Consider the following 23,490-nt stretch of genomic DNA (forward strand, 5'->3'; position numbering starts at 1 on the left):
ATGCATCTTATCATCGCCGAAAAGAACATCGTCGCAGAACGCATCGCAGCATTTCTGGCAGGAAAACAGAAAGTGCACACCAAACGCGACGGCGCGGCAACCGAGTACACTTTTGGCGATACGGTGGTAATGGGTCTTCGCGGCCATGTGGTTGAACTTGACTTTACCAAAGGTTACAGCAACTGGCGAAGCGAAGAACACCCGCCGCGTTCCCTCATCAATGCCGATATCGAAAAGCATCCGACCGAAAAGAAGATCGTCGCTCTCATGCAGAAGCATGCGAAAAAAGCCGACCGCATTACTATCGCAACCGATTACGATACCGAAGGAGAACTCATCGGCATGGAAGCCTATGAGCTAGTCCGTGCCGTCAACCAGAAGGTGACGGTTGACCGTGCCCGGTTCTCGGCAATTACCAAAGATGAGATCACCAAAGCAATCGCCGATGCACAAGAGATCGACTTCAATCTTGCCGCAGCCGGTGAGACCCGGCAGGTCATCGATCTTGTCTGGGGAGCATCCTTAACCCGGTTCCTCTCCATCGCTGCCCACCGTGGTGCAGACAGTATTCTTTCCGTCGGCCGCGTGCAGAGCCCGACGCTCGCCATGATTGTTGATCGCGAAAAGGAGATAGAAGCCTTTGTTCCGGAAAAGTACTGGATGCTTACCCTCACCGCGAAGATTGCGGGTGAGGAGGTATCCGCCCGCCACGTCCACGGCCGGTTCACCGTGAAGGAAGAGGCTGACGCAGCCCTTGCCGGAACACGCGATCCGGTCACGGTGCGGGAAGTCATTACCGGCAAAAAGACCGACAAAGCCCCGACCCCGCTGGACACCACCGCCTTAATCGTCGGTGCGGGACGGCTTGGTCTCTCCGCCGCATCCGCGATGAACAAGGCAGAGGATCTCTACATGCGGGGATTCATCTCCTATCCCCGTACCGACAACACCGCGTATCCCAAAAGTCTCAATCTCCGCCAGCATCTCAAAATGTTTGCCGGCGGCGAGTTTGAACGCGATGCAAATCATGTGCTGGCAAACATGCGGGCAGTCCCAACCCGCGGCAAGAAGGAAACCACCGACCACCCGCCAATCTACCCGACCTCCAAAGGCACCCGTGCCGAGATCGGCGACGACGCCACATGGAAACTGTATGAGTTCATCGTCCGCCGGTTTTTTGCCACGCTTTCCCCCGACGCCGAGTGGAAGACGCTCAAGGTCAATCTGACCGCGGATACTGAGCCTTATACCATCACCGGCGGACGGCTGATTGTTCCCGGCTGGCGTACGGTGTACCCCTACAGCAAAGCCGAAGAAGCCATCCTGCCGGAGTTTGCGGTTGGTGACCGGCTCACCCTTACCGATAAAAACTGTGAGGAAAAAGAGACCCAGCCTCCGGCCCGCTACTCGCAGAGCAGACTCATCCAGAGAATGGAAGAGCTGGGTCTCGGCACCAAAAGTACGCGGCATGAGGTCATCAGCAAACTTATCGGCAGAAAGTACATCGAAGGAAACCCGATGAAGCCGACCATTGTCGGCCGTGCGGTTACTGAGTCACTGGAAAAGTTTGCGGATACCATCACCGCCCCCACGATGACCAAGACCCTCGAAGAGTCAATGGAGAACATCGCCGCGGGGACCAAGACCATGAACGCGGTGCTGACCGAGTCGAAGACCATGCTCTCCTCCATCTTCGATGATCTGGAGGAGAACAAGGAAGCGATCGGTCAGGACCTCATGGACCGCACGCGGGAGGAGCAGACGGTCGGTCAGTGTCCGGTCTGCGGTGCACCGCTCCGGATCCGGCGTGCCGGAAACTCCCAGTTCATCGGCTGTTCCGGCTACCCGAAGTGTACCTTCAATACCAGCCTTCCGCCGGCGACCTGGGGCAATGCAGTTAAAATGAATGAGGTCTGTCCCATCCATCAGCTCAACCATGTTCAGCTGCTCCGCAAAGGTGCTCCGGCCTGGAAGATCGGCTGTCCCCTTTGTTCCCACATCAAAACAAACGCCGAGGCGTTTAAGATGCTGCCCGGCATGACCGATGCAGGGATTGAGAGGCTGAACAGTGTCCACATCTATGCAATCTCCGAACTTGCCGGAATCTCCGCAGATGATCTGATGTTCCGGCTCAATACATCCCGGGATGAAGCGGATAAAATGATTCAGGATGCGGAAACGGTTCTGGGGCTGCTTCGCAAGAGAACCGAACTCAAGAAGTTCATCTCCTCGCATGTCGCGCCCCGCCGCGGACGCGGCCACTCCAAGGTCAGTGCCGCCTTCATCGGCAAGGGAATCGTGGACATTGCAAGTCTTGCCGGTGCAAAAAAGAGTGATGTGATGGCGGCCGGCCTCTCCGAGGCAGAGACCGACACGCTTCTTACGGAGGCAAAGCGCGTCGTCAATATCGCCACGATGAAACAGTACGGGGTGCCGGCCATTACCCTCAAGAAGTATGTTGCCGCCGGATATGAAGATCCGAAGGCCTTTGTTGCGGCGCACCCCGCAGGTCTTTCCCTTGCGACCGGTGCGTCGGTGACAACCGTCTGTAAGCATCAGAAGATGGTGGCAGAACAGATCGGTGCCGAGCCGCCGAAATCACTCAGCAAGGCAGCGTTTGATGACGGTATTGCAAGTCTGACACCGCTTGAGATTGAGCCGGAGCACCTGACCGCTCTTGCGTTTGCAGGAGTGTACAGCTGTACGCTTCTGAAGGGTGCTGCGGTTCAGACACTGTCGCGCCAGACCGGTATCGACAGGGAACAGCTGACCGAATACAAGAACAAAGCCAAAAAGGTGTGTGGAAAATGACGAACTGGAAAGAATGGAGACATATTACCAAACTCGATCCTGATAAGGTTCTGGGTGACGGTGCAATTGCAGAGATTGCAGCAAGCGGAACGGATGTTCTGATGCTGTCGGGAACACTGGATGTGACGCCGGAGAAACTTGCAGACCTCTACGATCAGGTACGCGACTCCGGTCTGCCGGTGGTTGTGGAACCGGCAGATCCGACCGGTGCACGGTTCGAGGGGATGGACCTGGTGTTTGTGCCGACGGTTTTTAATGCGGCCCACCCGATGTTTGTTACGGGTCTTCACAAGGAGTGGGTGCAGCACTTCCCGATTGTCTGGGACAAGGTAATCGGGGAGGCGTATGTGGTACTGAACCCTGCTTCGTCGGTCGGGAAACTGACGCATGCGAAGTGTGATCTCACTCCTGAGGAGGTCGCAGCCTATGCGGTTGTTGCGGAGAAGTACTACCGCATGCCGGTCTTCTACATTGAGTACAGCGGAACCTACGGAGATCCTGCGGTCACAAAGGCAGTCAGCGAGGCGGTGGACGATATTCAGATCTTCTACGGCGGAGGCATCAACAATGCCGAGAAGGCTGCGGAGATGGGACAGTATGCGGATGCGATTGTCGTGGGAAATGCGGTGTACGATGCAGGCCCTGCAATTCTCAAAGAGACGGTGAAGGCGGTCAGACGGTAAATGCCGCAGATCGATATCGTACTCGTTGAGCCGCTGTATGAGGGCAACATCGGGTTTGCCGCCCGGGTTATGAAGAACTTCGGGTTTCATAATATGGTTCTGGTCAACCCGCCGAAGATGACGGTGGAGGCAACCGCACGGGCGTCGCATGCGAAGGATGTTCTTGAGGCGGCGGAGGTTGTAACGCTTGATGAGGTGTTCGCCCGCAGCAATCTTGCGGTTGCAACGACCGGCGGTCTGTCGAAGTCGGTGTCAAACCCGATGCGGATGCCCTACTACTCACCGGCGGAGCTGCGGGAAATGATTCATGATGTGGACGGCCGTATCTCGATTCTGTTCGGGAGGGAGAACTGGGGCTTAAACAACGAGGAAATCCGCCGCTGCGATATTGTGGCAACGATTCCGACCTCACCCGAGTATCCGATTATGAACATCTCGCATGCGATCGGGGTGGTCTGCTATGAGCTTGCGCATCTGCCCCGGGGTGAGTATATGCTTGCCAGCCGGGTCGAGATGGATGCACTTTACGCGCACTTCGAGCGGTTCCTGGAAGGGATCGGTCATCCGGTGGAGAAGCGGGAGACCACGATTCTCCTTGCAAAGCGGGTTCTCGGGAGAACGAACCTGACGGTCCGCGAGGCGAGTACCATTCACGGGATTCTCCGCCGTACCGAGTGGCATCTGAAGCATCCGGGCGTGGCCTACGATGATAAGGGCCGCGAGTACTGGGACGGGGAAGAGTAAGTTTCCTTTTTTTGCAGGACGGCAACGTGCCTGCGTTCGTTTATTGACTGTTGTTGTTCGTCATCGCACATCCGTTCATCTGCAACCCGTCCAGAAACGAAAGACTCCGCTCCACGTCCTCAAACCGCATAACCTCCACAATCATCGTTGCAGACCCCGCCGCCGCAAGTACTGGAGCAAAATCAATCGTTCCCGATCCGCACGCCGCATGCTCATCCCACACCCCGCAGTTATCGTGCAGATGCAGATGATCCGGCCGCTTGGTAAGAAACGCTTTAAGTGTCCCCGTCAGATTTGCATGCCCCACATCCAGCACAAACGACAGACCGCACTCCCGGATACATGTAAGAAGATCCGGTGCCTGAAACCTGCAGCAGTCCCAGCTCCCGAGATTTTCCACCGCAAACCGGATGGAAAACTCCTCCTGCATCTCCCCGAGCTCTGCAAAACTCCGCAGCATTGCCGCAGTTGATGCATCCCACTCGTCCGGATACAGACAAAACCCCGGATGAATCACCAGTGTCTCCGCACCGATCCGATCTCCGGCTTCCGCAGTCTCGCGGATCACCGCAATACTTGCCCGCCGCATCGGCTCAAATGCAGATGCAATATTTCCGTCTCCCGTCGGTGCATGAATCGTGTACCGCAGATCAAACTCCCTGCAGGCATCCTCATACCCAAACAGCGAGTGCTGTGCATCGCACTGAATTTCCACCAGATCACATATCTCCGAAAGCCGCATCAGAGCATCCGCAAGCGGCTCTGCCATCAGACAGTTCGTCGAAACACCAAACCGCCTCATGGGAGAATCCGCCGCATCAGGTCCGCAGCCGAGACCACCGCAACCGCCCCGTCCCCGGCAAGCTCCGCAAAAAGAGCATCCGCCTCTCCTCCGGTATAATCCTCGCATCGTCCAAGGAAATACACCGGCACATCAGCACCCTTCAGGACCGACAGATTTGCCAGATTCCCCGAGCCGACCGGCATCCCCGCAACCACCACGGCATCCGCCTTCGCAACCAGACCACGCAGCTGTTCAACCGCTGCAGCTGACACCGCCGCAAACGGCGGCTCAACCACCGCTTCAATTCCGAGTGCCGCGGCTGCCGCCGCATCAGAATCATTCGCCGCAAGTACCCCCGCGGTAACCCGGCACCCGTGCAGAAGCAGCAGGTGATACAGCTCCGATCCGGACCCCCCGCCCGAGATCACATGTACCCGGACACCGTCTGCAACCGCCGCAACATCATACGCCGGAACCAGATACGGCTTCCCCGTCAGAGGATGCATATGTACCAGCATCCTCACCGAAAAACTCTCGGAGATCCGTTCCTCCGTCAGTACCTCCGCAGGAGTTCCCGCCGCCACGATCTGTCCTCCGCTCATCAGAATCAGCCGGTCACAGAAATAGGACGCAAGATTAAAATCATGAAACACCCCCACCACCGTAATCTTTGGTGTCAGCTCCTGAATCAGGCTCAGAATCTCCAGCTGATGATTAATATCAAGATGTGACGTCGGCTCATCCAGCAGCAGGATCTTCGGCTGCTGTGCAAGCGTCCGTGCAATCAGTACCCGCTGCCGCTCACCGCCCGACACCTCCGTAATCAGTTTATCCGCCAGATGCAGCGTATTCGTCCGCCGCATCGCCTCATCTGCAACCGACAGATCCACCTCTCCCAGAGGTGCAAGCCTCCCGATATGCGGATGGCGGCCCATCAGCACAATCTCGCGGACCGTAAACGGAAACGCAACATCCGTCTCCTGCCGTACGCATCCGAGGATCCGTGCAAGTTCCCGCGTATCATACGTCGCAACATCCAGCCCCTCAATCATCACCGCCCCTGCATCCGGTGCAAGAATTCGCGACAATGTCCGCAGAAACGTGGTCTTCCCGCACCCGTTCGGCCCGAGAATACCAATGAACCGTCCTTCCTCAACCGCAAGTGAAAGATCCCGGAGAACCGTATGGTCCCCGTAACTCACCGACAGCTGCTCCGCAGAAATCACCGGCGTCATACCTGAGTCCTCCTCCGCAGCAGGTAAATAAAGAACGGAGCACCCAGAAACGCGGTAATAATACCCACCGGAATCTCAACCGGCAGTGTCCGTGCAGCCGTATCCGCCCACATCAGAAGAATTGCACCTGCCATCATCGACGCGGGCAAAAGAATCCGGTGATCCGGTCCTGTCAGAATCCGCATAATATGGGGAATAATCAGACCCACAAACCCGATGCACCCCGCAATCGACACCGCAATACCGGTGATAAAGGAAGATACCAGCAAAAGAATCCGTTTCGTCTTCTCGATATTCACTCCCAGATGCACCGCCTCCTCTTCTCCCAAAGCCATCACATTCAGATCGCGGGAGAACACAAATACCACTACGCATGCTGCAGGAATCAAGAGACCCAGAATCACATCATCCCAGTACACATTCCAGAACCCGCCCATCATCCAGAACATAATCTGATGCAGGGAATTTCCCGAAATATACATGAGAAATGACAGCATCGCGGATAAAAACAGCGACACCGCAATACCCGACAAAAGCAGCGTCTCCACCGCCACCCGTCCGTGCCGGAGAGAGATAAGATACACCACAATCGTGGAAAGTGTCGCTCCGGCAAACGCAAGAACCGGCAGAAACAGTCCGCCGAGAAACACAATCGCAAACGCAGCGCCGAGTGCGCCTCCCGATGATGTCCCGATAATATAGGGATCCGCCATCGGATTACGGAACAGCCCCTGCATCGCACATCCCGCCGCAGCCAGCCCGAGCCCGACCAGCACCGCACCGCATACCCGGGGCAGCCGGACCTCAAACAGCAGCTTCTGAATCATCGCCGTATCAAAATTCCACAGCGACAGACCGGACACCCCGATACAGGTCGTAACAAAAATACTTACAATCAGCAGCAGCAAAAGAACCGGGAGAATGAGAACAGGACGACGCAACATAGATGTTGCTAACTATATTGTCTTATGTCAAATAAATTATATCTCCTGGAGTGCATCCCCGGCACACTCTGCAACCTTTGCCGAACGGGTAGTCAGAATAATATTTGTCCGTTTCCCTGCCTCCTGTACAATCTGCATCAGTGCCGCAATGTGGCTGTCATCAAGTGCTGTTTCAATATCGTCGATAACAACTGCTTCCGGCAGTTCCGGTGAAGAAAAGAGCACCGCATAGGCAAGCAGCCGCAGTGTTCCTTCAGAAAAATACTGGTAGGGAATAAGCATTGCCCGGCTCTTTGACTCCCACATCAGCCGGTTGTGGCCATCCTCGGTCACAATCGCAAACCGGACAAACTCCGGTTCAACCGCTGAAACAGCAGCTTCCACGGCAGAAAACGCCTCAGGCATACTCGCTGCAAACCGGAGAAGACATGCCTCCAGATTTCTGCCGGTCGGATACAGCCGTCTGCCTGTATCGTTTGTCTCCGGGTTTCGCATCGCGGACGGGACAAGATGACCGATCCACCAGCGGCTCATCTCCTGCATGATCCGGTACACATCGCGCGGTTCAGGCTCCACGGGGACCCCGAAGATGCTCTCCCGCTCGCCGGTCCGGACCTCGATCTTTTCCAGCTGCGTATCATCCTTTTGATCCTGAATTACCAGCTGCTCGCGGGCGAGGATCAGCCGCTCCGCATCCTTGGGATCCCGCACAAGAACCGCACGATACGATTCGCGGCCCCGCTCCACACAAAGAACAATTTCCCGGGTACACTCCGGTCCGAAATGAAACAGTGCCCCGCAGTTCCCGAACACCTCGGTCCAGTCGCCAAGGGAACGCCCTGCAACTGCCGACAACATCTCAAACGCCGTGGCAACCGAGGATTTTCCCGCACCATTCTTCCCGTAAAAGACCAGAAGACCTTGCACCGGCACCACATACCCGGCAAAATGCCGCAGCCCGGAAATAGAAACTTTGAGCATATTCTCCATCAATGCGAGGGATGGGATTCGAACCCATGAACTCCTTGAGACAGGGTCCTAAGCCCTGCGCCGTTAACCTGGCTTGGCAACCCTCGCGCCTTATTTAGCCCTATGCTCTTATTATGTGGAACGGATATATGATGAACTTTCTTGTACAGTGCCGCAAAATGTGCGGACCGGAACGACGTTTCTTCGTTTACATATCTGAACGTACAAAAAAGAAAAAAAATTAGATTGCTTTGATCTTATGCAGACTCGTAGAGCTGGCCAAAGAACCGTGCTTCCCAGATTAAGAACAGCGGAGCAAGGATCAGAAGCAGAATCCAGCCGATAATCGGAATGATCAAGAGAATACCCATGATAACACCAAGAACGATCATCAGCACAATCCAGGACAGGATATAGTGAATCCAACCGATCTTACCGACGATCTTAAAGATTTCGCCGAACTGGAATGCTGCACCAAGTTTCTCTTCCTTTGCAAACCGGACAATAGCCATTGTGGCCATAATACCAAAGATGATGGAAACAATCAGGGTAATGATCAGACCAATGATACTGACTCCCGTCACGGCTGCTGCTGCTGCATTGGGGTCCATCATGGCCATCGGATTCATCAGTGCGGCACCGCCGAAGATGAACAGGACAATCATCGGCACAATGCCATACACAATACCAATGATCCACATCAGGATACCATCGATCAGCATCTTAACCCATTCACCGAGTTTCGCCTCGCCGCCGCGGTACACGCGAACGGCGAAACCCATCAGAAGTATCCATCCGATGATCGGAATGATACACAGAATGATAAGAATAATCCAGTCAACCCAGTTGCCGACCAGACGCGTTTTGGCAAAGTCAAACGACTTGCCGATATTTTCGGTAATACCAATAGACATAAAGTTCCACCTCTTTTTGTGGATATAAATACATTTGCGTCTTTCCATATATAACTATCTCATAGTTTTGTCGGACAACGATTGAATTTCGGTCAGTTTCGTAAACAGATGAATTTTTTCGTGATTTTCCCATTCAGAAATATTGGGTCAAAAAATACCGGAAAACAGAACCATTTCAAAAAATCCCCAGAATATGAGGGAAAATTCGGCAATTGACAAACAACAATTCGTCCAAATGCCGGAAATGCGCGGAGGAAAAAATGGGTCCGGGAAAAAAGCCGCACGGACAGCGGTCCCTGACCTACGGATCTCCTGCACCGTTATGCGGACTCGTACACATTTGTGTAGTAGCGGGAAAACCCGGGTGCCGGGAACGGCGTCAGAAGTACCATAATCAGCCAGCCGATCTTACCAATCTTCGCGAAAATTGCACTAATCTGGAACACATCGCCAAAGATTATCTTTGCAGCAGCAGCGCAAACAGCATGCTGTCTATACCCGAAGATATGGACAGCGCCCGGATGGACAAAACACTGCGAAAGAAAAAAAGAGGATTACTCCTCTACAGCCGCAGGTGTGGATGCAGCAACCGCCGACTCATACAGATTGGCATAGAACTTTGCCTCCCAGATGGCCAGAAGCGGCGCAACAACGATTAACAGAACCCATCCGACCACCAGAATCACCAGCAGAATGGCATAGATAACCAGAAGGACAAGTCCGATAACAATAATATTGCCCAGATACCGCAGCCAGCCGATCGTTGCAATAACGTTGAGCAGCTCCTTTATCTGGAACGCAGCACCAACCCGCTGCTCCTTGGCAAACCGGATAAGTGCCATGATCAGCACCATGGAAGTGATCAGCAGGACAACTAACCGGATGACCATTGCTGCAAGAACAAACGCCGCATTATCCATAGGGCCGAACATCAGCAGAACAGAGATCACAATATACGGAATAAAGTACACAAGCGAGATGATCGTTGCCAGCAGACCATCAAGGAACATACTGCCCCAGGCACCAAGTTTCAGCTCGCCGCCGCGGTACACACGCAGGATAAAACCTGTCCACAGAATACTGAAGATGAGGGTAAGAACCGCACCGACCAGGAGAGCAGCCAGCGAGAATGCCCCTGCCAGTCCGGCAAACGGAATGCTCTCTGGGATTGCAGCCGATGCTCCCGGAACAATCGTCTCAATGGATGTTACCACAAACCCCATCAAGCCAAAGACCATCAGGGCAATACCTGCCAGCATCAGCAGGCTGATCGTGATCAGAATAATCCAGTCGCTGAAGGAGTGCAGTGCCTTATTTGCATAGTCATACGAACCGCGCAGGTTCTCTACAATACCAATAACCATATTTTTTCGTTCACCTCTTTTCAGATGGGGAATAGTGCGCCGCAAAAGTATATACAGATTGTGTAGTCAGTTAAAAAAAGATGGTTAATGCCGGAAATGGCGGGTGCCGGTAAAGACCATGGCAACACCCAGTTCATCGGCACGGGCAATAACCTCGGCATCGCGGATCGAACCTCCCGGCTGAATCAGGGCGGTTGCTCCGGCAGCTGCTGCAACCTCCAGCGTATCCGGGAACGGCAGGAACGCATCCGACGCCACAACCGTATCCTTCATCGTTCTGCCGAACTCCGCCGCCTTCATCACCGCAATCTTTGCAGAATCCACCCGGTTCATCTGACCGACGCCGATACCCACCAGCTCGGTCGCATTCGAGTACACAATCGCATTGCTCTTTGCATACTTCACAATCTTCCAGGCAAATCTCATCGCCGCAACCTCCGCCTCGGTCGGTGCACGCTTCGATACAACCGTCCAGCCCTCCTCATACTCCGGAGTTCTCTGCACCAGCACCCCGCCGTCGATCGTCCGCAGCTCATCTGCCGGAACCTCGGGCGGGAGAACCAGAAGCCGCATGTTCTCCTTCTTCTTCATAATCTCCCGTGCCTCCTCGGTAAAGGACGGGGCAATCAGCACCTCCACAAACGTGGAACAGATCTCCTCTGCAACATCTTTTCCGACCGGACTGTTCATTGCCACAACCGAACCGTACGCAGAAACCGGATCCACATCCCGCGCCTTAAGATACGACTCAAGCTGGGTCGCGCCCACCGCAACCCCGCAGGGATTGTTGTGCTTTACAATAACCGTTCCCGGAGACGGCAGCTCGCGGCAGAGACTGACAGCTGCATGCACATCCAGATAATTGTTGTAGGACATCTCCTTGCCCTGCAAAGCGGTCTGACCGGCAATACCGGACGTTCCATACACCGCAGCTTTCTGATGCGGATTCTCGCCGTACCGGAGGTGGCGGCCGTTGGCAAACTGCACCGTATAGGTTGACGGGAACTCAGAACCGATACCATTGAGATAGTTCGAGATTGCTGCATCATATGCCGCAGTCCGGGTAAAGGCCTTTGCGGCAAGACTCAGCTTCTGCTCATACGTGAATCCTCCGCCGTTGACCGCATCAATCACCATGGGGTAGTCGTCTGGGTCCACCACCACGGCGACATCCTTAAAGTTCTTGGACGCGGCGCGGATCATCGCCGGACCGCCGATGTCCACAAACTCGATCAGTTCGTCAAGCGGCAGATTCTTTTTTGACATCTCCTCAAACGGATACAGATTGACGCAGAGGATATCGATGCCTTCAATGCCATGCTCCTGCATGACCGCATCGTCCGTTCCGCGGCGGCCGAGAAGACCTCCGTGCACCTTCGGGTGCAGCGTCTTCACGCGGCCGTCCATCATCTCGGGAAAACCGGTGTACTCGGAGACATCCTTAACCGGGATTCCGGCGTCACGAAGAGTCTTTGCGGTTCCGCCGGAACTGAGAATGCCGATATTTTTTGCTGCCAGGGCTTTGGCAAGATCAATGATGCCGGTCTTGTCCCAGACCGACAGGAGTGCGAGAGTCATAACACATGTATATGGTTGGAAGAAGGTAATTAAGGGTTCGGGATATTTCTGTACCCCGTTTGACCGGAGTTGGGGATCGGATCACAACCCGTCCCGCAGTCCCTTGATCCTGTCCCGGAGTTCAATTGCCCGCTCGAAATCCAGTGAACCGGCAGCCGCCTTCATCTCCGCCTCAAGCTCGATGATGAGGTTTGGAATCTCCGACTTTGGCAGATGTTTGGTATCTTTGATATCAACTTCCTTCTCTCGTACCGGTTTTTTGATCGTCTTCGGGACAATCCCGTGTTCCGCATTAAACGCAATCTGCATCTCGCGTCTGCGGGAAGTCTCAGACATTGAAACCCGCATCGACTCGGTGATGTTGTCGGCGTAGAGGACAACGCGTGACTCGGCGTTCCGTGCTGCACGGCCGATGATCTGAATCAGACTGCGGGAGTCACGGAGGAATCCCTCTTTGTCGGCATCAAGAATACCAATGAACCCGACCTCCGGGATGTCAAGACCTTCCCGCAGCAGATTGATCCCGACCAGTACATCAAACAGACCAAGCCGCAGCTGGCGGATCAACTCGGTACGTTCCAGTGCCTGAATCTCCGAATGGAGATAGCGTGTCTTAATTCCCTGCTGTGCAAGATACTCGGTCAGCTCCTCGGCGAGTTTCTTGGTCAGGGTGGTAACAAGCGCCCGGTCACCGCGTTCAATCACCGCATGAATCTCTTTGATGATGTCGTCCGTCTGTCCTGCAATTGGTCTGACCTCCACAACCGGATCCACAAGACCGGTCGGCCGGATAATCTGTTCCACAACACCGTCCGAGTGGGATAGCTCGTACTCGCCCGGCGTTGCCGAGACGAAGATGACCTGATGCATGTACTTCTCAAACTCCGGGAACTTCAGGGGCCGGTTGTCAAACGCGCTCGGCAGCCGGAACCCGTACTCAACGAGGGACACCTTCCGGGAATGGTCGCCGTTGTACATGCCGCGTACCTGCGGCAGCGACTGGTGACTTTCATCGATGACCATGAGAAAATCATCGGGGAAGTAGTCCAGAAGACAGAACGGTTTTTCCCCTGCGGCACGGCCGTCAAAGTGACGCGAATAGTTTTCGATTCCCTTGCAGGACCCGGTCTCCTCAATCATCTCAAGATCATACTGTGTCCGCTGTTTTAAGCGGTGTGCGGAAAGGTCGTCGAGGTTTCCCTCGGCGAGCACGGAATCAAGTTCGGCACGAATTGAAGCAAGACTCCGCTGCATCTCCGACTCAGGCGTAACGAAGTGGCGGGCCGGATACACGTAGAAGTAGTCCAGCCGCTCCTTTTCTTTACCGGTGTTTTTGTCAACCTCTGCAATGCGGTCGATCTCATCTCCGAACATCTCAATTCTGATGATATCGTTGAAGTATCCCGGAATAATGTCGATGGTATCGCCCTTGACACGGAACCGTCCCGGCATCAGTTCAAGATCGTTTCTTTCAAAGAGGATGGCAAGCAGTTTTTCCATGATCTCACGGCGGGAGATCTGCTGACCGCACCGCAGTTCAAATCCGAGGTTGCGGAAGTTCTCCGGATTGCCGAGACCATAGATACAGGAAACTGAGGCAACGATGATGGTGTCGCGGTGCGAGAGAAGCGACGCCGTTGCCGCAAGCCGCATCATCTCGATCTTCGGATTGATCTGGGCATCCTTTTCGATGTACTGATCCTTTTTGGCGATGTAGGACTCCGGCTGATAGTAATCATAGTAGGAGATGAAGTACTCCACGTGATTGTTCGGGAAAAACTCCTTGAACTCATTGTAAAGCTGGGCAGCCAGGGTTTTATTGTGGGCGAGAACAAGCGTCGGCTTCTGAACGTTTTGAATAACATTTGCAATCGTAAAGGTCTTGCCCGACCCGGTCACGCCCAGAAGTGTCTGATACTGTTCGCCGTCTTCGACTCCTGCCGTCAGCTCGGCAATTGCCTCCGGCTGCGAACCACGCGGGGCAAAGGAGGAACTGAGTTCAAACGTTCCTGACATCAGTGGTAATGATGTTGGCGCGGGACGGTATTAGTGTGTGGGGATGCGGCATGCAGGGGGGAAGGACCGGTGTTGCAAAACTGCGGGGAGATACTTCTGCGGCTACTCCCGCCCCGTCGCAAAAAAGAAAAAATATTCAGAGCAGAGACACAAGATCCCGCAGAACCGCCTCGGGATCCTTTGCCTTCACCACACTTGACGCAAGAAGCACACCGTCGGCGCCAAGCGACACCGCGGTCTTCACACACTCGCCGGACTGAATCCCCGCACCGCACAGCACTTTCACATCCGGGTTAATCCGCTGCACCGCATCAACCGTTCCTTTGATAATTTCAGGATCTGCCTTTGCAACCGAGATGCCGGACCCGATCAGTTCCGGCGGCTCAACCGCGATATAGGTCGGGGCAAACGAAGCCGCGGCAGCAGACACTGCCACATTATTTGTACAGACCACCGACTCCAGATGATGGAACTTTGCCGCAGCAACCGTCGCCTCAATATCCGCGATCGACAGACGGCGCTCCGAGTGATTGATCAGCGCTCCCGTGCATCCTGCGGCGCGGACCGTAAACGCCGGGATGCGGCCGGTAAACGCGCCCTCAACCGGATCGATGTGCTGTGCATACACCGGAATTTCATAATGTCTGCAGAACGGATGCAGCTCGGTAAACTGCGGGGCAACACCGATGGTCACGCCCGACTCCTGCATCACAATCTCTGCCGCAGACCCGATCTGGCCCGCATTATTGCCTGCTCCTTCCCGGTACGACTTGAAATTAATAAGGATAAGTGGGGATGCCATGATCGATTCGTCCCGCTTACTTCCGTTTTACCTGCAGAACATCGCCGAGCGTTGTTGCCGCAACGCCCCCCTGTTGGAGCGCATCGGCATCTCCGCCGGTATCCAGAAGCTCAATGCCAAGCTCTGCTTCCAGCTTCTTCCGCTCCGCCTCGGTCGGTTCCCGCTCGCCGCGTTCCAGTTTCTTAATATCTCCTTCCTGCATCTTCAGAACAAAGGCAAGATCCTTCTGGGAAAAACCCTTGGCCTGACGCGCTGCCGCAATGCGCTTGGGGAAATCCTCAACAATGTCACCTTCCATATAATCAAACATATCCCGCTTGCGTGATGCAGCGGCTGCCGGGACCTGCGCAGATCCTTTGCGCACAATCGTCGGCCTGCCAAATCCCGCAGATGCAGGTCTTGGTGCCTGGACCTCTGTGCCGAGTTTGGCACATTTATCGCAAACCTTCATCGGCTTGGCACCTTCAATCTGCACCAGTCTTCCTTTTTTGGTGAGAGGTGCCCCACATAACTCACAGTATTCTGTTTGCATGATAAATTCGACCTACTCTATTTTTTGTTTCTACCACATTAACAATTCGGATATCGATACTTTTTGGAAAGAAATTATTCCGAACCGTAATAATCCGACACCCGTATGGGAAGCTATTTTACCCATATACACTGATATACCCGTAAGTTGCCATGTCAGAAACACCGGACATCATCTCACCATGTGCCGGAGAACCAAATTCCGTCGACACAATCGGGGAGAAAAACCCGCACCCAAAGGAAAACGAACTTGCTGTTCTCCGCAAGACAAACATTGCTCTTGAGAGCAGAAACTTTGAACTTCGCGAGCAGGTACGGCAGCTCCGGCTCCAGACCGCGGCAGCAGAATCACAGCGTGATCAGTACAAGCGCGAGATAAAGAAACTGCGCGATGAACTCAACGACTACCGCAGCCCGCCACTGGTTCTCGGAACGATCGAGTCGGTTATTGATGAGACGCATGTCGTGGTCCGAAGTACCACCGGCCCGCAGTTCCTTTCCCGGGTCAGTGAACATCTGGATCCAAAAGATATCATGCCCGGCACGCTTTGTGCCATGCATCTGCAGTCCTTCAGCATCGTGGATATTCTGCCGCCGAAGTACGACAGTCAGGTATCCGCAATGGAAGTCATGGACACACCGGACGTTACCTATGACGACATCGGCGGTCTTGAGGAACAGAAGCAGCTGCTCCGTGAATCGGTGGAACTGCCGCTCAAGTCCCCGCGTCTGTTTGAGACGGTCGGTATTGCCCCGCCCAAAGGCGTTCTGATGTTCGGCCCGCCCGGGACCGGCAAGACGCTTCTTGCAAAAGCGGTTGCGCATCATACGAAAGCCTCGTTTATTCATGTGGTCGGGTCAGAACTCGTCCAGAAGTACATCGGCGAAGGCGCACGGCTGGTACGCGAGCTGTTCCAGATGGCCCGGGAACGCTCACCGGCCATTATCTTCATCGATGAGATCGATGCCATCGGTGCGGCACGCGGAAACGACAGTTATTCTCCCGGTGACCATGAGGTCAGCAGAACACTCATGCAGCTGCTTGCCGAGCTGGACGGATTTGACAACCGCGGTGATGTGAAGGTTATCGGTGCAACCAACCGTCCTGACATCCTTGACAAAGCCCTGCTCCGTCCCGGACGATTTGACCGTATCATTGAGTTCCCGCTGCCGGATGAGGAGGGACGAAGAACGATTCTTGAGATTCACACAAGAAAGATGAATCTCCGGAAGACCGTGTCACTTGCAGAGATTGCAGGGGAGACTGAAGGCATGAACGGTTCGGAACTTATGGCGGTCTGTGTGGAGGCGGGAATGAACGCTATCCGCAAACGGCGGACGATGATTAACTCCGAGGACTTTGCCAAAGCACTTGCCGCAGTAAAGGCCGGACGAACCGGGATTGTGGTCCAGCAGCCGGACGCAATGTTCTCCTAATTTTTTTGCGGTGCACGATCGCTTCACCACGTACCCGCAGGCAGTTTTCCGAATATCTCTCTTCAGCACAGGTGCAACGCCGTTTGGGACAAAGTCTTGATACGTTACGATGACCTATAGGTATGCTATTATGATGCTGACTGATGAGGTGACTCCGGATGAGATTGGCGATAGTTGGGCGCCGGGTGTTTTCGGAGTACGAGGAGTTTCTTACTGGCCTCTTCACGCTCTTAATTAGTGTCAGTTTATCGTTTATTGCGGGAATTTATCTGGGTTCGGTGAATGAGGTTCTTCTGCTGATCCCAGGCTTGATGGTGCTGGTTACCCCGTCGATTAATATGCGCGGAGCGATAGCGGGCATTCTGACGTCGCGGTTGTCGTCGTCAATGCATCTTGGTGCGTTTGAGGTGCGGTTTTCGCGCGGGACGGATCTGGGGGATAACCTGCGTGCGTCGATTCTGCTGACGGTGATTATTTCGGTGCTTCTTGCGGTGTTCGGGAAGATCATCTGCGTTCTTACGGGGACGGAGGTTATCGGTCTTGTTGACATGGTGATCATTTCAGTTGTTTCCGGAACAATTGCGGGTCTGATTGTGACGATGATTGGTGTTGTGACGTCGATTGTGTGCTACCGCCGGAGCTGGAATCTGGATATGGTGGGTGCACCGGTGGTTACGACGTTCGGGGATATGATGACGCTGCCGTTTCTGGTGGTTACGGCGGTTCTGATGATGGGGGCGCCTATGGAGCTGAAGCTGGTTCTGGGTATTGTTGTGCTGGCGATGATTGTGTGGGCGGTTGTTTCGATGGGCCGGGCGACTGAGACAGTGCGGGATGTGCTGCGGGAGGGTGTGCCGTTGCTTGCGCCGCTGTCGCTTCTGGGGATTGTTGCGGGTGTGCTGTATACGGATGGTCTGGAGAGCCTGATTGCTGCGGCGGCAGTTCTGATTCTGATGGCGCCGTTTATGAACGGGTGCGGGTCAATTGGGGGTATTCTGACGTCACGGGTTGCAACGGAGATGCACATGGGTCTGGTGGATGCGGACTTAGTGCCGTCCCGGACGGTGCTGTGGCATTTTGTGGAGAATTATGTGTATGCTCTGTTGATTCTGCCGCTGATGGGGGTGGTGTCGCATTATGCTGCTGCTGCTATCGGGATTACGACGCCGGGTCTTCTGCCGATGGTGCTGCTGTCGGTTGTTGCGGGGGTGCTGGTGATTACGGTGATGAATCTCTTGGGGTATTATACGGCGGTGTTCAGTTACCGGATGGGGTATGATCCGGATAATTTCGGGGTGCCGGTGGTGACGAGTTCGATTGATCTGGTGGGGGCGACGGCACTGCTGCTGGTGATGATGGTGGTGGTGGGGTGATCCGGTATTGTATCTCGTCGGTTTTCTGAATCGCTTCGAAGAGTAGCACGAGTCAATACCAAGTTCACCCTTTTGTTACGGGTGTTTTTTTCTCAGGAGGATGCCGGCTGCGATCAGTGCGGGAAGCAGGCCGCTGATCGGAGACGGGGCCTGGGTCAGGGTAGGGATGGTGTCTGCGGCGGTGGTCTGCACTGTTGGTGAAATAGTGGCGGAGGCAGATACGGTCGGCAGGGTTGGTGAGGTGGCGGCTGCTGTTGCCGGGATGTTTGTGACGGACGGCTCGACTGGGGCCCAGCCGGCATAGAGTGTCATGTCGCCGGGGATTGGTGCGGAGAAGTTCCATCGTGTGGTGAGTGCGGTGTCTTTGTACCAGCCGAGGAAGACGGCGTCCGTTTTGACCGGGTTTGCGGGTTGGGTGATGCGGTCCCCGTAGGAGAGGCCGGTTTCCGGGTTGATACTGCTGCCGCCGTTGGTGTCGAAGAGGACGCGGAAGGCGTTGTCCATGTTGCCGCCGGAACTGCTGCTCTCGCCTGGTGTCTGTGTTGCGGTGGGTGCCTGGGTTACGGGGCGTGTCGGAGGTATGGTTGTTGGTTTTGTTGTGACTGTTGCTGTGGGTAGTGGGGTTGAAGTAATTTTAAATCGGGCGGTGATTGCTACGTCTTCTGCCGGCATGGTGTAGGTGGTGACCGGGCTGTCCGGGTTTTCGAAACTGCCGCTGCTGACGTTTGCGGTCCAGTTTTCAAATGTCTGCCCTGCTGGAACAATGGCGCTGACGGATACGTTTGTTCCCGTTGCATAGCTGCCGCTGCCGGTTCCACCGGTTACCGTGAGGTTGTATCCTCTGGTGAGTATGAGTGATTTGCTGGAGGAGTCATCCTGATAGGCGAGAGCGAAGCCGGGAAGGGAGGGGGAGAGCCTGAAATTGTTGAGGTCTGCGGCGGTTGCATCCTGAGGAAGTTGTACTATTTTTGTTCCGGGGGAGACAGCAAGATCAAGAGGGAGGGGAGGATGAATGTCTGTTTTATTTATATAGAGATCCTCTATATGGGATATGGTTGTCTGGTGGGGGCGGAAGGGAGTGATGTTTGCGACGTTTCCGGTAAATGCGGACGGGACGGTGATGTAGTTTGCATCTCCGCCGAAGAGCATGGTGGTGTCCGGGCCAATCTGTACATTGCCGGAGAGATTGAATGTGCCGAACAGGTAGCAGACTTCGCCGCCTTCCGTTGCTGCACTATTGCTGGTGATGGTACCTCCGGAGACTGCGGCATCGCCGAGGTTATACACGCCTCCGCCGTAATTTGCCGTGTTCTCGCTGATGGTTCCGCCGGTCATGGTGAAGGTGCCCGCGTTATAGACTCCGCCGCCGTAGTAACGTGCGTTGTTTTCGGTGATGGTTCCTCCTGACATGATGAAGGTGCTGCGGTCGTTATGTACGCCGCCGCCGCCGTAGTTGTCTGCATGGTTTGCGGTGATGATGCCGCCATCCATGGTGAAGGTGCCGCTGTTGTTGAGGTATATCATCGATGTGATACTGGCGGGAACACCGGTCCGGTTTCCGTCCAGAGTGAGGACGCCTGCGGTACCGTTGTTTTTGAGGGTGAGGTTTCCGCCGGTTACGAGGAACATGCCGTTGCCGCCGGTTTGTGCGCCGGTCCGGTAGATTTTGTGCGGGGCGGCATCGGTTGTGAGGGTGATATTCTGTTTTGCGGCAATGGTGAAGATGTCGGAGGTGTTTGATCCGACAGGGATGTCCTGGGTGATGAGAATGGTGCGGACGCTGCCGTCGGTGGGGGCCGTGGAAATGGCGGTGTGGAGTTCATCAAATGTGCCTGCGGTCAGGGTGTCTGCGGCCGCAGTTCCGGCGAGTGCGATGCAGAAGAGGAGAAGTATGGCGAGGGGAATGGTTCGTACCAGGCGCAGGTATTCTGCGGTTCCGTGATGCTCTGGTATGTGTGTTTGTCCGGTGCTGCGGGTATGATGGTTGTGTGGGAGATTCAGGGAGTTTTTTGGAGGATACATGGTTCTGTCTGAGGCAGAGTGTCTGCCGGATTTCCTGAGGATGTTTTGTACCGGCTGTTCTGCGGTGATAGTATGTTTTGTGTGAGGTCTGTTAAAGGTAGAGATAGTGCCAAAAATAGTTTGGAATGCCGATTGTCGTTTGTATATTAGTATTTTCTGTTTGTGACCAATCCGGGGATCTCATGCAATGATGTCGCGGTTTTTTCCCGGGAACTGTCGGTGTCTGTGGAGAAATTATTTTAAAATAATTTCTCCACAGACACCGACAGCTTTTGCCGCCGAAGAATCCCCGCACAAACCCGCCTGAAAAAATTATGCAAATGCCGGATAGACAACCTCTCCGGCGGACACGTTCAGACCAAACCGCGTATTGTACTCATCCAGCACGGCCCGGACACTCAGATGTGCCGCTGCCTCGGGATGCAGCATCTTTGCTACCGCCACCGCCCCGGCAAACGTCCGGGGGCCGTAGGCAATGTCGTTACGGATCATGTAGGTCCGGTTTTCGGAAACCGCATCCAGATGGGAAAATCCGCTCCTGCCGGTAAATGCGGCATACTGATCCGCGGCGTTCTCCATACTCTTCACCGAAAGCACCTTGATCATTACATCGGGATTTTCTGCAATCAGCCACTCAGGCGAGACCTTCGGGGATGTTGCGCCCATCTCCTGCGTGAGCACATTTCTGCCGCCGGCATGTTCTATCAGCAGATCCATGCCGGACCCCTTCGCCTGGCCGGAGTAGTCCGTGTATCCCTCGCAGTACACCGACGGAGAGAACGAGACAGGGGCAGTCGCGTTTGCCGCAGCATCCATCACACCATTGTAGAACGCAACAAACTCCTCCGCCTTTCCGGAGTTGCCGGTGAGGACGCCGAGCGCCGCAACATCCGCCGGCATCGTGGTCGGCTTATAGCAGTCAATGTAGCAGATGGGAATTCCTGCCGCTTCAATAGCATCGGCGTTCAGCGGTTTTGACGTGGAGAATGCAATCACCACATCCGGTGCCAGGGAACTGATCGTCTCGATGTCGGGAACATCCCATTTGCCGACGCTCACTGCATGCACAAAGAGAGGACCAAGCTCCGCGTGATCTGCAATCGACTGTGACACTCCGACCACCCTGTCTGCGGCACCCATAACATACAGCATCTCCGCAGCGTTTGAGTTCATCAGAACAATCCGTTCCGCCGGATGATCCAGCGTGAACGCATCACCGTTTGTCTGGGTGACCACCACCGCGCCCGCGGGAGCATCGGTTGTCACACAGCCTGCCGAACAGAGAACCGCGGCCACCGCAGCGAGGCAGAGAAGGAAAAGAAAAGATTGTTTCATCATTACACACTCTGACTAAACGTAGTCCGACACGCTATTTCAGTGTTACGATAGAGAAATCTTCTCACACATCGGACGGCGCATAGGAGAGAATAAATTTGCCGTGGGAGTTCTCCACAACCTCCGCACATACGCCGTACACATCCCGGACCGCATCCTCCGTCAGAACCTCTTCAGGTGTCCCGCAGGCGTGGATTCTACCGCATTTCAGCATCACCACTTTATCCGTATACCGCAGAGCCAGATTGAGATCATGCAGGGCGATAATCATACAGGAGTTTTCCTCATGGACAATTCGCTGCATCGTTGACACGGTCTCCAGCTGGTGACGGAGGTCAAGCGAACTCGTCGGCTCATCGAAAAGATAGAACGCCGGCTGTTGGGCAAGGGTTCGTGCGATGAACACCCGCTGCCGCTGACCGCCGGACAGTTCGTTCACGAACCGTCCGGCAAGATCCGTGACATGCATCGCTGCAAGACTTTTGTCCACCGCCGCAAGATCCTCATCGGTGACCGACCAGCTCATGTAGGGCCGCCGTCCGATCAGCACTGTGTCAAGCACCGTGGTGAATGGTGTGTAGTGGAAGTACTGCGGCACGTAACCGATCAGTTTTGCCCGGTCGATAGGATCAATTGCGGATGCATCAACTCCGTCGATCAGAACTTTTCCGGATGCGGGCGGGAGAATGTCGGCAATGGTTTTGATCAGCGTTGACTTGCCCGACCCGTTCGGCCCGAGCAGTGCAACGACCTCACCCGCATCCGCGGTGAAACTGATGTCGTGCAGAATCGGCACGCTGCTGTACTTCTGCGCAACAGCTTCCGTCTCAATTCTCATCCGAGATACCTCCCGTGTCCCCGCGTGATAAGGTAGAGGAAGAAGAGACCGCCGAGGATGTACATGATGACGCCGACCGGAATCTCAACCGGTGAGAAGAGGCTGCGGGCCGCTGTGTCGGAGACGAGGAGGATCAGTGCACCCATCACCGCGGAACAGGGAAGGAGGTACCGGTAATCGTTTCCCACAATCATTCGGCAAATATGCGGCGCCATGAGGCCGATGAACCCGATGACACCGGTAAATGCAAGACAGGCGGACGCAGCGAAGCTGACTATCATAAGCCCGTGTATCCGGAACCGGGGAACGTTGATGCCGAGATTTTTTGCGACATCATCGCCGCCGGAAAGTGTGTTGAGGTCCCATGCCCGCCGTTCGACCAGGAAAAAGCAGAGGAGCACAATCGGCAGAAGAACGATGACCGCCTGCCAGTTTGCGCCCCACATACCTCCCATGAGCCAGGTGACGATGTCGCGCAGAGCGTCGTCGTCGGAGATGTACTGGAGTGCAAGCAGGCCCGCCTGAAAGAGGTAGCCGATGACGACGCCTGCAAGGATCATGATGGCCTGTGAGGTCTGCTTTGTGCGGGAGATGAGATACACCAGAACAACACTCATCCAGCCGAACAGGAATGCAGAGAGGATCAAAAGGCCGGTGTCGAGGGAGAAGGTGATGCCTGCAACGGTTACGGCGCCGGCGAATGCGGCGCCGAAGAGGACCGGGCCGAGGACGATCATGAACGCGGCACCAAAGGATGCCGCAGACGACAGACCGAGGGTGAAAGGACTGACGAGCGGGTTGCGCAAAAGCCCCTGCATCACCGCCCCGGCAACGGCTAAGCTCACGCCGGCAAGAACGGCGAGCAGAATGCGGGGGAGCCGGTAGCCGGTGATGATGAATCCGGCGTTGGCCGTTGCGGGTGCGTCGATGAGGCCGGGCAGAACTGCGTGACCAAAAGCGGCGAGGACATCAGCTGGAGGAATGGCAACGGTACCGATACCGCAGGCAATGACTGCGGCGATGCAGAGCAGGAGGAGGAGTGCACCGAAGATGAGGAGCTTACGCTTCTGCGTGGTGCGGTACAACTCAGCGATCTTCTGTTCGGGCATA

General features: G+C 55.0%; 20 protein-coding genes and 1 tRNA gene. 5 read left to right on the forward strand and 16 right to left on the reverse strand.

Annotated features, from left to right (window positions below; genetic code table 11):
* Genes O0S09_RS02790 through O0S09_RS02800 form a run of 3 tightly spaced genes read left to right on the forward strand, consistent with a single transcriptional unit; the run spans position 1 to position 4,238 of the window.
* Positions 1 to 2,811 (forward strand): DNA topoisomerase I, encoded by a 2,811-nt coding sequence (locus O0S09_RS02790; RefSeq protein ID WP_268922406.1) that lies wholly within the window; start codon positions 1 to 3, stop codon positions 2,809 to 2,811.
* Positions 2,808 to 3,494: a phosphoglycerol geranylgeranyltransferase gene (locus O0S09_RS02795; RefSeq protein ID WP_268922407.1), complete on the forward strand. Its 687-nt coding sequence runs from the start codon at positions 2,808 to 2,810 to the stop codon at positions 3,492 to 3,494. The genes O0S09_RS02790 and O0S09_RS02795 overlap by 4 nt, the downstream gene beginning before the upstream one ends.
* Entirely contained in the window at positions 3,495 to 4,238 is a 744-nt protein-coding gene (locus O0S09_RS02800; protein ID WP_268922408.1) for an RNA methyltransferase, read from the forward strand.
* A gap of 40 nt (positions 4,239 to 4,278) precedes the next feature.
* Here O0S09_RS02800 and O0S09_RS02805 read toward each other — a convergent pair whose 3' ends face one another.
* From O0S09_RS02805 to O0S09_RS02860, 12 genes are all read right to left on the reverse strand, one after another.
* Positions 4,279 to 5,040 carry a sugar phosphate isomerase/epimerase family protein gene (locus O0S09_RS02805; RefSeq protein ID WP_268922409.1) on the reverse strand — a complete coding sequence of 254 codons (762 nt, stop codon included), beginning with the start codon at positions 5,038 to 5,040 and terminating at the stop codon, positions 4,279 to 4,281.
* The gene (locus O0S09_RS02810) at positions 5,037 to 6,257 is read right to left on the reverse strand and encodes an ABC transporter ATP-binding protein (RefSeq protein WP_268922410.1); all 1,221 of its coding nucleotides are present in this window, start codon (positions 6,255 to 6,257) and stop codon (positions 5,037 to 5,039) included. The genes O0S09_RS02805 and O0S09_RS02810 overlap by 4 nt, the downstream gene beginning before the upstream one ends.
* Positions 6,254 to 7,201: a FecCD family ABC transporter permease gene (locus O0S09_RS02815; protein ID WP_268922411.1), complete on the reverse strand. Its 948-nt coding sequence runs from the start codon at positions 7,199 to 7,201 to the stop codon at positions 6,254 to 6,256. The genes O0S09_RS02810 and O0S09_RS02815 overlap by 4 nt, the downstream gene beginning before the upstream one ends.
* Positions 7,202 to 7,237: 36 nt before the next feature.
* Complete coding sequence (locus tag O0S09_RS02820) at positions 7,238 to 8,182, reverse strand: AAA family ATPase (protein WP_268922412.1); 945 nt, start codon at positions 8,180 to 8,182, stop codon at positions 7,238 to 7,240.
* A gap of 12 nt (positions 8,183 to 8,194) precedes the next feature.
* Positions 8,195 to 8,278 (reverse strand) — tRNA-Leu (locus O0S09_RS02825).
* A 149-nt stretch (positions 8,279 to 8,427) separates the two neighbouring features.
* Positions 8,428 to 9,084: a DUF4013 domain-containing protein gene (locus tag O0S09_RS02830; RefSeq protein ID WP_268922413.1), complete on the reverse strand. Its 657-nt coding sequence runs from the start codon at positions 9,082 to 9,084 to the stop codon at positions 8,428 to 8,430.
* 320 nt (positions 9,085 to 9,404) lie between these two features.
* Positions 9,405 to 9,530, reverse strand: coding sequence for a hypothetical protein (locus tag O0S09_RS02835; protein WP_268922414.1), 126 nt, complete (start codon positions 9,528 to 9,530; stop codon positions 9,405 to 9,407).
* A 108-nt stretch (positions 9,531 to 9,638) separates the two neighbouring features.
* Positions 9,639 to 10,448, reverse strand: a complete 810-nt coding sequence (locus O0S09_RS02840; RefSeq protein WP_268922415.1) for a DUF4013 domain-containing protein — start codon at positions 10,446 to 10,448, stop codon at positions 9,639 to 9,641.
* A gap of 84 nt (positions 10,449 to 10,532) precedes the next feature.
* A complete protein-coding gene (gene purH / locus O0S09_RS02845) occupies positions 10,533 to 12,026 on the reverse strand; it encodes a bifunctional phosphoribosylaminoimidazolecarboxamide formyltransferase/IMP cyclohydrolase (protein WP_268922416.1) in 1,494 nt (497 codons plus the stop codon).
* Between the two features lie 81 nt (positions 12,027 to 12,107).
* Positions 12,108 to 14,042, reverse strand: coding sequence for an excinuclease ABC subunit UvrB (uvrB, locus tag O0S09_RS02850; RefSeq protein WP_268922417.1), 1,935 nt, complete (start codon positions 14,040 to 14,042; stop codon positions 12,108 to 12,110).
* 136 nt (positions 14,043 to 14,178) lie between these two features.
* Positions 14,179 to 14,844, reverse strand: coding sequence for a triose-phosphate isomerase (gene tpiA / locus O0S09_RS02855; RefSeq protein WP_268922418.1), 666 nt, complete (start codon positions 14,842 to 14,844; stop codon positions 14,179 to 14,181).
* Between the two features lie 16 nt (positions 14,845 to 14,860).
* Positions 14,861 to 15,376, reverse strand: a complete 516-nt coding sequence (locus tag O0S09_RS02860; protein ID WP_268922419.1) for a multiprotein bridging factor aMBF1 — start codon at positions 15,374 to 15,376, stop codon at positions 14,861 to 14,863.
* A gap of 152 nt (positions 15,377 to 15,528) precedes the next feature.
* Between O0S09_RS02860 and O0S09_RS02865 the strand changes: the two genes are divergently transcribed.
* Positions 15,529 to 16,812, forward strand: coding sequence for a proteasome-activating nucleotidase (locus tag O0S09_RS02865; RefSeq protein ID WP_268922420.1), 1,284 nt, complete (start codon positions 15,529 to 15,531; stop codon positions 16,810 to 16,812).
* Positions 16,813 to 16,970: 158 nt separating this feature from the next.
* Positions 16,971 to 18,185 carry a magnesium transporter gene (locus O0S09_RS02870; RefSeq protein ID WP_268922421.1) on the forward strand — a complete coding sequence of 405 codons (1,215 nt, stop codon included), beginning with the start codon at positions 16,971 to 16,973 and terminating at the stop codon, positions 18,183 to 18,185.
* Between the two features lie 75 nt (positions 18,186 to 18,260).
* Here the strand turns inward: O0S09_RS02870 and O0S09_RS02875 are convergent, their stop codons facing one another.
* The 4 genes from O0S09_RS02875 to O0S09_RS02890 all read right to left on the reverse strand — a co-directional run bounded on the left by O0S09_RS02875 (position 18,261) and on the right by O0S09_RS02890 (position 23,489).
* Entirely contained in the window at positions 18,261 to 20,207 is a 1,947-nt protein-coding gene (locus O0S09_RS02875) for an InlB B-repeat-containing protein (protein ID WP_268922422.1), read from the reverse strand.
* A gap of 312 nt (positions 20,208 to 20,519) precedes the next feature.
* A complete protein-coding gene (locus O0S09_RS02880; RefSeq protein ID WP_268922423.1) occupies positions 20,520 to 21,545 on the reverse strand; it encodes an ABC transporter substrate-binding protein in 1,026 nt (341 codons plus the stop codon).
* A gap of 61 nt (positions 21,546 to 21,606) precedes the next feature.
* Positions 21,607 to 22,380, reverse strand: a complete 774-nt coding sequence (locus O0S09_RS02885) for an ABC transporter ATP-binding protein (protein ID WP_268922424.1) — start codon at positions 22,378 to 22,380, stop codon at positions 21,607 to 21,609.
* Positions 22,377 to 23,489 carry a FecCD family ABC transporter permease gene (locus O0S09_RS02890; protein ID WP_268922425.1) on the reverse strand — a complete coding sequence of 371 codons (1,113 nt, stop codon included), beginning with the start codon at positions 23,487 to 23,489 and terminating at the stop codon, positions 22,377 to 22,379. Before O0S09_RS02890 ends, O0S09_RS02885 begins: the two co-directional genes overlap by 4 nt.
* Between the last annotated feature and the right edge of the window lies 1 nt (position 23,490).

The organism is Methanocorpusculum vombati (assembly GCF_026891935.1).
GTDB lineage: Archaea > Halobacteriota > Methanomicrobia > Methanomicrobiales > Methanocorpusculaceae > Methanocorpusculum > Methanocorpusculum vombati.